Source organism: Bradyrhizobium sp. AUGA SZCCT0222 (assembly GCF_018130205.1).
Classification (GTDB): Bacteria; Pseudomonadota; Alphaproteobacteria; order Rhizobiales; family Xanthobacteraceae; genus Bradyrhizobium.
In genome coordinates this window covers 23,624-38,102 of record NZ_JAFCLX010000009.1, presented here as the reverse complement: position 1 = coordinate 38,102, position 14,479 = coordinate 23,624, and the positions used below count along the sequence as shown (strand labels likewise).

At 62.8% G+C, this 14,479-nt stretch carries 12 protein-coding genes; 6 read left to right on the top strand and 6 right to left on the bottom strand.

The window, feature by feature from the left end:
* Positions 1-43: 43 nt before the first annotated feature.
* From JQ629_RS10205 to JQ629_RS10180, 4 genes are all read right to left on the bottom strand, one after another.
* A complete protein-coding gene (locus tag JQ629_RS10205; protein ID WP_212412540.1) occupies positions 44-433 on the bottom strand; it encodes a response regulator in 390 nt (129 codons plus the stop codon).
* Positions 430-6,714: a GAF domain-containing protein gene (locus JQ629_RS37040; RefSeq protein ID WP_249134945.1), complete on the bottom strand. Its 6,285-nt coding sequence runs from the start codon at positions 6,712-6,714 to the stop codon at positions 430-432. Before JQ629_RS37040 ends, JQ629_RS10205 begins: the two co-directional genes overlap by 4 nt.
* Positions 6,715-6,908: 194 nt before the next feature.
* Positions 6,909-8,543 (bottom strand): thiamine pyrophosphate-requiring protein, encoded by a 1,635-nt coding sequence (locus JQ629_RS10185; protein WP_212412539.1) that lies wholly within the window; start codon positions 8,541-8,543, stop codon positions 6,909-6,911.
* A 267-nt stretch (positions 8,544-8,810) separates the two neighbouring features.
* Positions 8,811-8,981: a hypothetical protein gene (locus JQ629_RS10180; RefSeq protein WP_211995622.1), complete on the bottom strand. Its 171-nt coding sequence runs from the start codon at positions 8,979-8,981 to the stop codon at positions 8,811-8,813.
* A gap of 221 nt (positions 8,982-9,202) precedes the next feature.
* Between JQ629_RS10180 and JQ629_RS10175 the strand changes: the two genes are divergently transcribed.
* Both JQ629_RS10175 and JQ629_RS10170 read left to right on the top strand, forming a co-directional pair.
* On the top strand, positions 9,203-9,367 hold the full coding sequence (locus tag JQ629_RS10175) for a Flp family type IVb pilin (RefSeq protein ID WP_212412538.1): 165 nt from the start codon (positions 9,203-9,205) through the stop codon (positions 9,365-9,367).
* Between the two features lie 21 nt (positions 9,368-9,388).
* Entirely contained in the window at positions 9,389-9,604 is a 216-nt protein-coding gene (locus JQ629_RS10170) for a hypothetical protein (protein WP_212412537.1), read from the top strand.
* A 15-nt stretch (positions 9,605-9,619) separates the two neighbouring features.
* Here JQ629_RS10170 and JQ629_RS10165 read toward each other — a convergent pair whose 3' ends face one another.
* Positions 9,620-9,856 carry a hypothetical protein gene (locus JQ629_RS10165; protein WP_212412536.1) on the bottom strand — a complete coding sequence of 79 codons (237 nt, stop codon included), beginning with the start codon at positions 9,854-9,856 and terminating at the stop codon, positions 9,620-9,622.
* A 29-nt stretch (positions 9,857-9,885) separates the two neighbouring features.
* Complete coding sequence (gene ku, locus JQ629_RS10160) at positions 9,886-10,875, bottom strand: non-homologous end joining protein Ku (RefSeq protein WP_212412535.1); 990 nt, start codon at positions 10,873-10,875, stop codon at positions 9,886-9,888.
* A gap of 269 nt (positions 10,876-11,144) precedes the next feature.
* Between ku and JQ629_RS10155 the strand changes: the two genes are divergently transcribed.
* The 4 genes from JQ629_RS10155 to JQ629_RS10140 all read left to right on the top strand — a co-directional run bounded on the left by JQ629_RS10155 (position 11,145) and on the right by JQ629_RS10140 (position 14,420).
* On the top strand, positions 11,145-11,297 hold the full coding sequence (locus JQ629_RS10155; RefSeq protein ID WP_212412534.1) for a hypothetical protein: 153 nt from the start codon (positions 11,145-11,147) through the stop codon (positions 11,295-11,297).
* Between the two features lie 114 nt (positions 11,298-11,411).
* Positions 11,412-12,080, top strand: a complete 669-nt coding sequence (locus JQ629_RS10150; protein WP_212412533.1) for a metallophosphoesterase — start codon at positions 11,412-11,414, stop codon at positions 12,078-12,080.
* Between the two features lie 186 nt (positions 12,081-12,266).
* Complete coding sequence (locus JQ629_RS10145) at positions 12,267-12,938, top strand: response regulator transcription factor (RefSeq protein ID WP_212412532.1); 672 nt, start codon at positions 12,267-12,269, stop codon at positions 12,936-12,938.
* Positions 12,939-13,043: 105 nt separating this feature from the next.
* Complete coding sequence (locus JQ629_RS10140; RefSeq protein WP_212412531.1) at positions 13,044-14,420, top strand: ATP-binding protein; 1,377 nt, start codon at positions 13,044-13,046, stop codon at positions 14,418-14,420.
* Positions 14,421-14,479: the final 59 nt, after the last annotated feature.

Genomic DNA, 14,479 nt, shown 5'->3' with positions numbered 1-14,479 from the left:
GTTTTCTTCACGCGAACCGGTACCCACTTCGCTCGAAAACGCTTTAGCTCGCCTGTGCCAGCCGCGTATCGATTTCGTCCCGGAGCAGGGCGAAGTCGATCGGCTTGGTCAACAGACCTATCGCGCCGCCGGCGATCGCCTTGCGCCTGGTCTCCGCATCGCCATAGGCGGTGATCATGATGACGGGAACGTCTGGCCGGATCTCCTTGACCCTGGGCAGCATCTCGATCCCGGTCATCCCGGGCATGTTGATGTCAGACAGGATCAGGATCAGCGAATGCTCGATGGTGCAGCCGATGCGGGCGAGCGCATCGGCAGCAGAGCCGGCGAAATCCATCACAAAGCGCTGCGCGCGCAAATCCTTGCGGAACTGCTGGCGAAACAGCGCCTCGACGTCGGGCTCGTCATCGACCACAAGCACCAGAACACTCACGTCGAACCCCGAGACTTGTTGAGAGGACTGCTGGTCCTCGGCAGAACAATGCGAAACTCGGTAAATTGACCGGGCTCGGTATCGACGTCGATCGTGCCACCATGTTGTTTCACGATAATGTCATGGCTCATCGACAGGCCGAGGCCGGTGCCTTCGCCCGCAGGTTTTGTGGTGAAGAACGGGTTGAACATCTTGTCCTTCACTTCGGATGGAATGCCCGTACCGTTGTCGCGGATACGTATTTCGACGGCGTCGCCGAGGTTGCGGGTGGTGGCGATCAGCACGGGATCGAATCCGGGCTGGCCGGCCTCGATCCTGCGCCGGTTCACGGCATAAAAGCCGTTCGAGATCAGGTTCAGGAACACGCGGGTGATTTCCTGCGGAAACACCTCGACCATGCCGGCATTGGCGTCGAAGTCGCGCTGCAGTGTGACGTTGAAGTCGGCTCGTTCGGCGCGGGCGCCGTGATAGGCGAGGTTGAGGCTCTCGTCGATCAGCGCGTTGATGTCGGCGGGCCGGTGATCGCCGCCTCCCTCGCGCGAATGCAAGAGCATGTTCTTGACGATGGAATCGGCGCGCTTGCCGTGCTGGACCACCCTTTGCAAATTGTCCTTGAGCAGGCCGGTCAGTTCGTCGACCTCTTCGCGGATCTTGTCGCTGATCTCGGCAGGCTTGAGCACGTCGTTCAGTTCGTCGGTCAGTTCCGCCGAAAGGGCGGCGAAATTATTGACGAAGTTGAGCGGGTTCTTGATCTCATGCGCGATGCCTGCGGTGAGCTGGCCGAGCGAAGCGAGCTTCTCGGTCTGCACCAGCCGGTCCTGCGCGGTGCGCAGATCGTCGAGCGACTTGGTGAGATCGTGGGTTCGCTCCCGAAGCTCCTTGAGCAGTCGTGTGTTCTCGATCGCAATAACGGCCTGGCTGGCAAAGCTGCTCAACAGCGCAATCTGCTTTTCGTTGAACGGCGAAACTTCGAGACGGTAAATTCCAATGGTGCCGACGAACTCGTCCTCCTTGACCATAGGCACGATGAGGATCGTGCGCGCGCCCGCCAGTTCGGCAAGCTGTACGGTCGCCGGATCGCCCTGGATATAAAGCGGCCGTGTGCGGAGGTCATGAATGTGTGCAACCTTTTTTGTCAGGACCATCTGTCCGAGGTCGCCGTCGGGATGCGCCCGAAAACTCTGTTGCCTGGCGGCCTCGAATGCCGGAGGCACGTTGTGAAAGCCGACGGTATGAAAGCTGTCGCCGTCGTACAGGTTCATGAGGCCGAACTGCGCGCCGCAAATGCGCGTGGCGTTTTCGAGCATGCTCTGGAACACCGGTTCCAGATCGCCGGCCGACCGGCTGATCACGCTCAGCACTTCCGACGTCGCGGTCTGCTGCTCCAGCGATTCCGAAAGCTCGCGGGTGCGTTGCTGCACCTCGTCGAACAGCCGCACGTTCTCGATCGCGATCACGGCTTGGTCGGCGAAGGTCATGGCAAGATCGACATGTCGCTCGGTGAAAGGATGCACCTTCTTGCGGAACAACAGCAGCAGGCCGATCGCGACGCCCTCGCGCAGCAACGGAACGCCCATCATGCTTCGTATGCCGACCCGTTGCTGCAAAGCGAAGTCATATTCCGGGTCGTTTTCTGCGTCCTCGATGAGAACAGGTGCATTTTCGAGCAGGACGCGCGCGCCAAGCGAACCGCGTCCAGGCTTGTGGTCGATCTCCATGACCGTGCGGTGATGCTCTTCGCGCAAGCCAAAACTCGCCGCGCCTCGAAATCCCTCGCCGACCCTGCGATGGATGACGACAAAATCCGCCTCGCACAGGCTAGCTGCCGACTCCGAAAGCGTGTCGAGGACCTTCTGCAGATCGAACGCCGAGCGGCTGATCACCTTGAGCACGTCGGCGGTCGCAGTCTGCTGCTGCAGGGATTCGCTCAAATCTTCCGTGCGCTGGCGAACCTCATCGAACAGGCGGACATTCTCGATCGCAATCACAGCCTGGTCGGCAAAAGTGGTAACGAGGTCGATCTGCTTCTGCGTGAACGCTTCCACCCGTTGTCGCGCCAGCACGATGGTTCCGATCGGCTCATTCTCGCGCAGCAACGGCACGCATAAACTGGTGTGTTGACGGCCGATCGTGGTAGCTTCGCGCAACGTGTATTCGGGATCGGTGGCGACATCGAGAATTTGAACCGTGCGCCGTTCGAGTACGGCGCGCCCGGTGATCGAACCTCTGTCGGCCTTGAGGGGGTGGGTCTCGAGGAATTCGATGTATTCGCGGCTGTAGCCGACGGCGGCGCCGGCCCGATACTCATCGCCTTCGCGCCGCATGATGAAGGCCATCTCGGCGTCGCAGAGCAGGGCAGCGGTGTTCACCAGCGTGTCGAGTACCGGTTGCAGGTCGAAGGTCGACCGACTGATGGTCTTGAGAACGTCGCCAACCGCAGTCTGCTGCTGCAAGGACTCGCTCAAGTCGTCGGTGCGTTCCTGGACTTCGTTGAACAGCCGAACGTTCTCGATGGCAATGACCGCCTGATCGGCAAACGTCTTGAGAAGGTCGATCTGGTTGTCGGCGAACCGTCCCGGCTCAGCACGCGAAACGCCAATGGTGCCGATCGCAACGCCTTCGCGCAGCATCGGAACGGAGATGATGCTCCGGTAACCCCGGGCGCGCGCCGTTTCCTTGACGGTTTCGGGGACGTCGGTTTCGGTTTCGATATCGGTCCGGAACGCGATCGTCCCGGTCAGCGCCGCCCGGCTGTGCATTCCGGAGGAGGAGAGGGGGGTCGGGAACGAACTCTGGATCGCCTCGTCGCCGGCATCGCTTCCGGCGGTGTGGGCCGCCAGGTCAAGCTGGTCGCCGGCGACGCGGGTGACGAGCGCGGTCTGGCCGTCGAGCAGCCGCTTGGCACTTTCGGCGATGGCGTCGAACACCGGCTGTACGTCGGTCGGGGAACCGGCAATGACATTGAGGATATCCGCCGTCGCGGTCTGCCGCTCCAGCGCTTCCTTGGTTTCACTGAACAGGCGAGCATTCTGGATCGCGATCACGGCCTGATCGGCAAAGGTCTGGACAAGCGCGAGTTGTTTGTCCGAAAGCTTGAACCCGACCTGCGGGTGCGTCAGAATGATGGTGCCGATGCCCTTGTTTTCATGGATCAGCGGCACGAATATGATGTTCCGGAAGCCACCAGCGGCTGCGATTTTTCGAGTGAACTCTGGTGTGTCCGGCGCGCTGGCATCGGGAATCTCGATGATTCGGCGCTCCAGCATCGCACGCGCCGAGGGTGAGCGATCCGGGTCGAATGCGATCGGATACCTGGCCCTCGCAGCTTCGTGATCGAAACTCGACGCGATCTCCGCGATTGCGTTCCAATGCAATTTGCCATCCTTCAGCGTTGTGATGGTGGCCGAGCATGGCTCGAAAAGCCGCGCAGCGCTCTTTACGATCGCGTCGAACACCGGCTGCACGTCCGAAGGCGAACTGGCGATGACCTTCAAAATATCGGCCGTCGCGGTCTGCCGCTCCAGCGCTTCCCGCGTCTCGTTGAACAGCCGCGCGTTCTGGATCGCGATGACAGCCTGGTCGGCGAAGCTGCGCAGCAGGCTGCACTCTTTTTCGCTGAACGGCTTCATCGAAGTGCGGCCCACGAAGATCGAGCCAATGGCACGGTCCTCCCACAGCATGGGCGCGAGTGCCATCGAATAGTTTTTGCCGATACGGCGGGCGATCTCGCGCAGCGGCGAAGGCACGTCCGGATCGTTGAATACGTCGGCGTAATGGATCAAGCGGCGCTCGCGGAAGGCCACCTCGCTCGCGGTTCCCTCCAGCGGCACCGGATACAGCGCGCGCACGCGCTCGGCGTTGGCGCCGTGCGCCGCGCCGATATGGAGCAGTCCATCATCGCCTGCGAGGTAGATGAACCGGTCATCGCCGCCAAATAGATGCTCGATGCTGCGCAAGATCGCATCGAATACGGGCTGGGCATCGGCGACAGAGCTGCTGACGACCCGGAGGATGTCCGCCGACGCCTTTTGCTGTTCCAGCGCCTCCCGCGTCTCGTTGAACAGCCGCACATTTTCCATCGCGATCACCGACTGCGCGGCGAACATTTGCAGCAGCCGGACGTGCGGCTCGTCGAACGAGCCGGGTGCCCGGCGCGTGACCGTGATGATGCCGACGGCCTTGCCCTCGTTCATGAGCGGCGCAAACAGCATGCTGCGATATCCCCGTGCACGCGCGATGTCGCGTGCGGCCGGCTCGAGTTCGGTATCGACGAGTTCCGCCGGCGCGCCGTTGCGGACCAGCTGGTAGGGCGGGAACCGGCCAAGCGGCATCGGGAACGAGGATTGCAGCACCGCATCGCCCGCGGGGTCCGTCGGAGTGAACGCGGACAGATGGATCTGGTCGTCGACGTAGCGAAATATCGCGGTGGAAAATCCGCCGATCAGCCGGTTCGCGCTGGCCACGATGGCCTCGAACACCGGCTGCACATCCGACGGCGAGCCGGCGATCACCTTGAGGACATCAGCCGTCGCGGTCTGTCGCTCGAGCGCCTGCCTGGTTTCGTTGAACAGGCGTGCGTTCTCGATCGCGATCACCGCCTGGTCGGCGAATGTCTGCAGCAATTGCACGTGGTCGGCGGCAAAGGCGCCCGGCTCCGCACGGGTGACGCTGATCATGCCGACCGGCACGCCCTGGTTCATCAGCGGCGTGAACAATACACTGCGGAAGCCGCGCAGCCGCGCCAGATCCCGGTTCAACTTCGGGACGTGCTCGGCTTCGCTGTCGGGAAACTGAACGGTCTCGCCATTGCGCACCAGCGCGAATGTCGGGAATTCCGAGATCGATCTCGGAAACGAGGCCTTCAGGCCTTCATCGGCGGCGGGGCTGGTCGGCGTGTACGCCACCAGATGCAGTTCGTCGCCGAGAAAGCGCAGCACCGTGGCGGAGAACCCGCCGAGCAGTCGCTTGGCGCTGGCAGCGATGGCTTCGAACACCGGCTGCGCGTCGGAGGGAGAGGCGGCAATGACCTTCAGGATTTCGGCGGTGGCTGTCTGTCGTTCCAGCGCTTCCCTTGTCTCGCGAAACAGCCGCACGTTTTCGATGGCGATCACAGCCTGGTCCGCAAAGGTCTGCAGCAGGGCTGTCTGTCTGGCTGTGAAGGCCACCGGTTCCAGGCGACGAAGTACGATCGCACCAATGGCCTCTCCCTCCCGCAGGAGAGGTATGCTGAGGCTGCACCGGTGCCCCTGTTCGCGCGATTGCCGTTGCCCCTCGGGAAAATCGGCAGCCTCGGGCGCCCAAAAGTCAGACACCTGCACAGGTACCTTGTCGACAACCGAGCGACCTGTGACCCACTCCCTGCTGATCGGACGACTGTGTTGACCTGTCGGTATCGGTCCGTGATGGGCGCTGAAATGCAGATGGTCGCCAATCCTGAGCAGGACGTTGGCATCATAGGCGTTACAAAGTGCGCAGGCGCTTTCGACAATTGCCTTGAGCGCCGGTTCGACATCGGCCGGCGAGGACGCGATCACCCTGAGCACGTCGGCGGTCGCGGTCTGCTGACGGAGGGATTCGCTCAGATCGTTGGTGCGTTGGCGCCGTTCGTTGAACAGCCGCGAATTCTCGATCGCGATTGCGGCTTGATCCGCAAAGCTCTGCTGCAGCGCGAGTTCGTCGTCGGTGAAGGGCGCGAGGCGGTCTCGGTAGACGACGAGAATACCGATCGGCTTGCCCTCGCGCCGCAACGGTGTGCCGGCGACCGTGAGAAGACCCGCGGCGCGCGAGGTCACGAGACCAGGCCATTCGGACATCTCGGGACCGAGGTTGGCCAGATCAGGCACATGGATCTGCTGGTTGAGGGCAAATACCGCGCTTGGGAGGTTGCGGGCGCCGATCTCAAGCTGCGCCGCAGGTACTTCTTTGCCGATACGCTCGGAGCCCTCGCCGAAACGGATCGAGAGACCCCATCTGTCGCCGTCAGCGATCCGGATCGTGACGCTCGCCGCATCGAACAGTCGCGCGGTCGTCTCGGCGATCTGGTACAGCGCGCGTTCGGCATCGCCGGATACGCTGGCAATGGTTCGCAGGATATCGGCGCTGGCGTTCTGGCGCTCGCGGGCGATGCTCAGTTCATGAATGAGCCGGCCGTTTTCCGCGTCCAGCGCCGCCTGACGGGCGATCGCCGCGTCGTGGGCGGCGAAGCTTGATTCGAGTCTCTGCTCGAGCTCGGCAACGAGCTTGTAAAGATCGGCCACGGCGTCCGGGGGGAGCGCGGTCATTCACTCAATCCATTTCACGGCAAGCCATTTCACAGCAAGCCTTGCAGGCCGACGGCGTCAAGCCATCAGCGCTCGCACCAATGTGGCAGATAATTTCATTCCAGGCGCGGCCAGGCCAGCGCCATCCCGGCCTTTTCTTAAGGCCGGAGCGTCAAAATGTGAAGCAGGCTAAGCGGTTATCGGCCGGGTCGGCATCAGGTTCCGGGCCGGGAGACCTCGGTCTCCTTGCTGGTGATGAACTCCAGCAGCACCGGAATGCCTTCCTTGGTCTTGGCGATGCCGCGCTGGATCGCCGGAATGATGTCTTCCGGCTTGGTCACCCGCTCGCCATAGCCGCCGAAGGCGCGCGCCATCGCGGCATAGTCGCCGGAAATGTCGGTCGAGCGGTATTTCTCGGTCGAGATCGGCATCACCTTCAGCTCGATCGCCATGGAAAAATTGTTCAACAGGATCGACATGATCGGAATCCGCTCGCGCACGGCGGTCTCGAAATCCATGCCGGTGAAGCCGATCGCGGCATCGCCCCAGACATTGATGCAGAGCTTGTCGGGCTTTGCGAGTTTGGCGCCCATGGCGAGCCCAAGCCCGTAGCCGAGCTGGGTGGTCTTGCCCCAGCCGATATAGGACAACGGCTCGACCGATTTCCAGAACGGCGAGAGCTGGTCGCGCGGGCTGCCGGCATCATGGGTGATGATGGTGTTCTTGATGTCGACGGTGTGCTGCAGGTCCCACAATACGCGATAGGGATTGAGCGGGGCGTCGTTGTGGGTGAGTTTCGGCATCCACTTCGCCAGCCACTCCTTGTGCGAGGCGGCGATCTCGGCGGCGACGGCAGTGGCGTCACGATCGCTGGTGACACTCTTGCCGATCTCTTCCAGCAACGCATCGAGCACCAGGCCGGCATCGCCGACCAGACCGATCCTGGCCTCGACATCCTTGTTGAGATGGTTGGGGTCCAGCGTCGAATGAATGATGGTCTTGCCCTTCGGCATCGCGATGCCGAACGAGGTCTCGGTGAACGAGCAGCCCAGGCCGAAGATCACATCGGCCTCGCCGAGGAATTTTGGCACCGCGCGGGGCACGGCAAGGCCGCCCGAACCCAGCGACAACGGATGCGTCTCCGGAAACGACGATTTTCCGCCAAGGCTCGTGGTGACGGGGACGGCGAGACGCTCGGCCAGCCGCTTCAGTTGCGGCCAGGCCCTGGCGTAGTGCACGCCCTGGCCGGCGTAGATCACCGGCCGCTTGGCGCCGACCAATAGCGCGGCCGCTTCCTTGATGTGGACGGGATCGGCGCCGTAGCGGGTGCGCAGCACCGGCGTGTAGTTCAGCGGCTCCGGCACTTCCTCGTTCCACATATCGGCCGGGATTTCGACGATCACCGGCCCGCCGCGGCCGTTCTTCAGTTTTGTAAACGCCCGCCGGAAAATATTGCAGACTTCGGCCGCAAGAATGATCGGCTCGGAGGATTTCGAAAACGCCCGCATCGCCTGGCTGGAGTTGAAGTTCGGGTCGATATTGGCGAGCCGCCGCGCATAACCCATCGGCAGCACCAGCACCGGGACGGATTCGCCGTAGCACTGCGCCACGCCGCCCATGGCGTTTTCGGCGCCCGGGCCGTGCTGCATGCAAAACGCGCCGATCGAATGGCCCGAGGTGACGCGGGAGATCGCATCCGCCATGTGGACGCCGATGCGTTCCTGGCGCACCATCACGGGGCGGATATCGGCATTGGCGGCATACTCGATGAGATGATTGACGGGATAGCCGCAGAGGATCTCGATCCCCTCGCGCTTCATGATTTCTGCAATCGCGGCGCCGAGCTTCATGACGGTTTCCCCCTTGTGTGCAGGCCGGTTCGTTCTGCCGATTTCTCACAGTTGGAACAGGAATTTTCCTCACCGTAAAGCGCGGGCCGCGCCTGCTCCGGGAAGTGCTGATATGCGTTTGCCGCCGGAGCGGTTGCTGCAGACCAATACCGGCGTCAAACCGATGAGTCCGAAGTCCAGCGGTTCCCATTCGATCAGAACGTGTCGGGCGGTGTTCGCCGCGGCGGTCTCGAAGCCGGCCGCGCTCTACGGGCGAGAGGAGGGCAACTATCTCGCCTCGTTGCGGCGATGGTTGAACATCGCCGCCATCAGGCCGAGGACATACGCCGTCAGACGGCGATCGTTGCCGGATCTCACCTCGGCGGTGCGTTGCTCTTCCAACTCATCGTTCAAGAGGCCGATGTAGTTTTTTCCTGGTTCACGCTTCTGCGTGGACATGTGTGCGCTCGCTCCGGAAGACGCCGATCCGCCGACCATGGCGGGGCGTTGGACAATTCAGAGTAAATTTTTGGTACCGTAGGAATACCGGTGCAGTCGGGGCTTCGGCTTAATCAGTCGTTCATCCTGTTCGTCAAAACGCCGTCAATCATTCCAATCTAGGGTTCCATTTGGGGCACGACGCGGGAAGATTCCGGCGGCGTCGACAGGAGCTTTTTTTCATGCGTCGATTGTTGAAGAGTTTTTTCCAGGATCAGTCCGGCGCGACCGCGATCGAGTATTGCCTCATTGCGATGGGCATCGGCATCGTGATCGTTGGTGCCGTCAACGGCGTCGGCACTGCGCTCAGCACCAAATTCGAGACTGTCAGCACATCGCTCAAATAGGACGGACCGGCAGCGCGCACCATGCATGAGCTGCTGTTCGGGACCTGGGGTCCACCAATCGCCAGCTTCGGCCGGCAGGTCATCGCCTACAGCCTGCAACATCCATGGCGCGTATTCGCCGCCATACTGATTGTGGCCCTGCTCACGGATCTGATGTTCCGCAATCGACCAACCGGCGACGGCATCGACGGATTTGATTTTGGCGGAGGAGATGGTGACGGCGGCGGCGGGGACTAGCGCCACATGACCGCGTTACCGGTTGTTTTCATCCGCATATAGCGCCTGCATCATTGCGATCCGCGCGAACACCAGCCACCCGCCGCCGGTCTCCGCAGCCCTGATCAAGTGCTCGACCGCGGTTTGCCAGCGCGCTTCCTGCTGGTCGGCTTTTGGCAGTTTCATGACGTAGTCGGCGGCCTGCTGCAGCGTCGTGAGCGTGCGGCCGCCCCGCAGCGCGATCAGCTCATCGAACGGCGTCGACCACGGCATCGTGCGCTACCGGCCGAACGCCTGCGCGATCAACTGGCCTTCCTGGTGCGGGCGGACGTACGAACCGGCTTCTCGGCCTTCTTGGGCGCTTCCTTGACAGTTTCCTTGGCGGCGCGCTTGCCGCTGCCGCTGATCGGCAGCAGCATTTCGCGCTGGCCGGCGGCTGCCTTGCGCGGCTTCTTGCCTTTGGCTTTGCCGTTTTCCCTGCCGCTTTCCTTGGCCGCGGCGGGGGCGGCCTGTTTCTCGTTGGCGAGGCTGCGTTTCAGCGCGTCCATCAGATTGATGACGTTGCCACCGGTCTTCGGTGCCGCCTTCGCCGATGTCTTCTGGCCGTTGCGCTTCTGGTTGATCAGGTCGATCAGCGCCTGCTCGTAGCGATCCTCGAACTGTTCGGGTTCAAACGATCCGGATTTCTGCTCGACGATATGCTTGGCCAGATCCAGCATATCCTTGGTGATCTTCACGTCCTGGATGTCGTCGAAATATTCCTTCTCGCTGCGGACCTCATAGGGGTAGCGCAGCAGGGTCCCCATCAGGCCGTTGTCGAGCGGCTCCAGTGCGATGATGTGTTCACGGTTGGTCAGCACCACGCGGCCGATCGCGACCTTGTCCATGCTGCGGATGGTTTCGCGGATCACCGCAAACGCGTCGTGGCCGACCTTGCCGTCCGGCACGAGGTAATAGGGACGGATCACGTAACGGCTGTCGATATCCGCTCTCGGTACGAACTCATCAATCTCGATGGTGCGGGTCGATTCGAGCGCAAGATCGTCAAGCTCGTCCTTCGACACCTCGATATAGGTGTCGGTGTCGATCTTGTAGCCCTTCATGATGTCTTCGTTGGCGACTTCCTCGCCGGTGTCTGCATCGACCTTGGCATATTTGATGCGATGGCCGGTCTTGCGGTTGATCTGGTTGAACGAGACCTTCTCGGTATCCGAGGTCGCCGGATACAGGGCGACCGGGCAGGTCACGAGCGAAAGGCGCAAAAAGCCTTTCCAATTGGCGCGGGGGGCCATGGGAAAACTCCGAGGACGCAACAGACGACCGTGAAGAATACCATCGGCAGACCCGGTTTCAAACACGGCGGGGAAGGGAATCTGCCAACGCCGTTAACCGAGACCGAGCGGCATGTTCCGCCGTTCGGCTGCGACCTTTTGGACGATCTGACCGCAAAAATGCCGGGTGCAAGGCCCCCGGAACATCATCTGCCATCATGCGTTGCTTTTGACAGGTGGTGTCGAAGCAATAGCTGGCATTACAGGCACTTACGCAATTGAGGTCCCCCATGGCAACGCGTCGGCATGACCAGATTATCGAAACCCCGACCGAGGCGCGTCAGGCCGAACCCGGTCCCTCGGTGCTGGCGCTCCTGACCGTCTCGACTGGACTGGCGATCCTGATCCTGGGCGTGGTCTGGTTCGTGTTCTTCCGGACGTAAGGGACGGTGCAAATGACGGCCGCCGGCAGTCCGGCCGGACGATGCACGCCGGTTGCCGGTGGCGTGCGGTCGGAATAGCACCGTGGTGTCCCCTGGCCGGAAATGCGCACGCGGATGAGCTTCACCTACGTCATTCCGGATATTCACGGCCGTGATGATCTGCTGAGCCGCGCGCTCCTGGAGATCGACGCACATGCGTCCGGCAAAATCGGCGTCATCGTCACCATCGGCGACTACGTCAACAAGGGCCCGCAGAGCAGGCAGGTGATCGAGCGGCTGCTGCCAGGCATTGGCGGCGGCTGGCGGTTTGTTGCGCTGAAGGGCAATCACGACGCGATGATGGTCGAAGGGCTGCGCGATCCGGCGAAGCGGGCCTTTTGGCTGGAGCGGGGCGGCGACAAGGCGCTGGCGTCCTATGGCGACGATCCCGCCGCGGTGCCGCACGCCCATATCGCGTGGCTCGATCAATTGCGGCTGCTGTATGTCGATGCGCACCGACTCTATGTGCACGCGGGTGTCGAGACAGGGACGCCGCTGGAGAAGCAGGGCGAAAAAACCCTGTTGTGGAAACGCTACCCGAAGGACGATTCGAGCGGGTTCGGCGAGCTCCACGTCGTGCACGGCCACGACAATGATCCCCAAGGGCCGCTCCTGCTCAAAGGCCGCACCAATCTCGACACCGCCGCCTGGAAAACCGGACGGCTGACGGTTGGGGTGTTCGACGATGGCCGGCCGGGCGGTCCTGTCGATTTGATCGTGGTCCGTGGGGCAGACGGTCGTTAGCCGCGCTTTTGGGCGCTTTGGGCGGCCGATTCGGCATGCCAGGCGTTACCTGCGACTGACGGCCGCGCCGTTGCGGGCCGGCATGAAGAAAAAGTAACCTGGCGCGGAGTAACCGTTCATTGGCCGTTCACGCCGGTGAGCCTCATCTTGTGGCAGGTTTCGTGAAGTTCACCATTGGAGGCCAGCGTGCGCCTGCTTGTCGTCGAGGATGACCCCGATCTCAACCGTCAGCTTACGACGGCGCTGACGGATGCCGGTTATGTGGTCGATCGCGCGTTCGACGGCGAGGAGGGGCACTACCTCGGTGACAGTGAACCCTATGACGCCGTCGTTCTCGACATCGGCCTGCCGAAGATGGACGGCATCTCGGTGCTGGAGTCGTGGCGCCGCAACGGACGGGCGATGCCGGTGTTGATCCTCACCGCCCGCGACCGCTGGAGCGACAAGGTGCAGGGCTTCGACGCCGGCGCCGACGACTATGTGGCAAAACCCTTTCACCTCGAAGAAGTCCTGGCGCGGATCCGCGCGCTGCTCCGCCGTTCGACCGGTCACGCCCAGTCGGAACTGATCTGCGGCCCGGTTTCGCTGGACACCCGCACCGGCCGGGTCAGCGTGTCGGGCAATCCGATCAAGATGACGTCGCACGAATACCGTTTGCTCGCCTATCTCATGCATCATACCGGGCGCGTGGTGTCGCGCACCGAACTGGTCGAGCATCTCTACGATCAGGATTTTGACCGCGATTCCAACACCATCGAAGTGTTCGTTGGCCGGATCCGCAAGAAGCTCGATGTCGATATCATCCAGACCGTGCGCGGGCTCGGCTATCTCCTGACGCCGCCGGCCCCGGGCACGTGACTGCCGGCCTCTGATTAAAGGCGTTGACGAAGCAACACGCTTACTTCTTTGTTTGAGCATGTTTTTGTCTGAAAGCCGGCCGCCACTTTTCCGGATCGTGCCCTGATGCGCGGCTCCTCGCTCGCCACACGGTTGTTCCTGTCGGCGACCGCGTGGGTGGTGGTGATCCTCGTCATCACCGGGTTCGTGCTGTCGTCGGTCTACCGCGATGCCACCGAACGCGCTTTCGACCGCCGCCTCAATCTCTATCTGCGCACCCTGATCGCCGAGGTCGCAACCCCGGACGAGCCGCCCGACCACCCGTTCCAGTCGCTCGGCGAGCCGTTGTTCGAGCTGCCGCTGTCGGGCTGGTACTGGCAGGTCGTGCGCACCGACGGCGACAAGCCCGAAGCGCGGGTGTCGCGTTCGCTGTGGGACAAGAAGCTGCCGAAACTCGAGGAGCACGGCGCCGAACTGACCGCGGCCGGCATCCGTCTCGGCTATGTCGACGGTCCCGAGGGGCAGACTTTGCGGATGGTGGAGCGGCCGGTCGACCTCGGCGCGGACGGCAAATTCCTGATCGGCGTCGCCGGCGATGCCGGCGAGATATTCGACGAGACGCGCAGCTTCGACTATTACCTCGGCGGCACCTTCGCGGCGCTCGGCATCGTGCTGCTGCTGACCACGATCTTCCAGGTCCGCTTCGGGCTTGCGCCGCTCAAGCGCATTTCCGAATCGATCGCCGATATCCGTTCCGGCCGTGCCGAACGGCTGGAGGGCGAGTTTCCCGTCGAGATCGCGCCGCTGGCGCGCGAGACCAACGCGCTGATCGACGCCAACCGGGAAATCGTCGAGCGCGCCCGCACCCATGTCGGCAACCTCGCCCACGCCATCAAGACGCCGTTATCGGTCATCGTCAACGAGGCCGCCGCGCACCCCGTCGATGCCTTTGCCAGCAAGGTGCTGGAGCAGGCCGACGTGATGCGTGATCAGGTGGCGCATCATCTGGAGCGCGCGCGCATCGCCGCGCGCGTCACGGTGGTCGGCACCGTCACCGAGGTCGCGCCCGCGATCGAGGCGTTGCGGCGGACCATGGAAAAGATCCACCGGGATCGCGCCATCGCGATCAATCTGAAAGCCGATTCCAACGCGAAGTTTCGCGGCGAACGCCAGGACCTCGAGGAGATGGCCGGCAACCTGGTCGACAACGCCTGCAAATGGGCCGCCGCGCAGGTCCTGATCGAGGTGCTGGTCGAGTCGGCGGCGGAGCCTAGCGCCGGGCCGCGACTGCGGATCATCGTCGATGATGACGGCCGCGGGCTGTCGGCCGACGAGCGCGCGCAGGTCTCGCGGCGCGGACAGCGGCTGGACGAATCCAAGCCGGGCTCTGGCCTCGGGCTCTCGATCGTGGTCGATCTCGCCGCCCTCTATGGCGGCAGCCTTGCGCTCGGTGATGCCCCGATCGGCGGGTTGCGGGCCGAGCTGGTGCTGCCGGGGGTTTGAGCGCGAAAAGCGATTGAATCCGGTCCGGGGGACCGGCCATGCCGCCCTTGATTTCATCA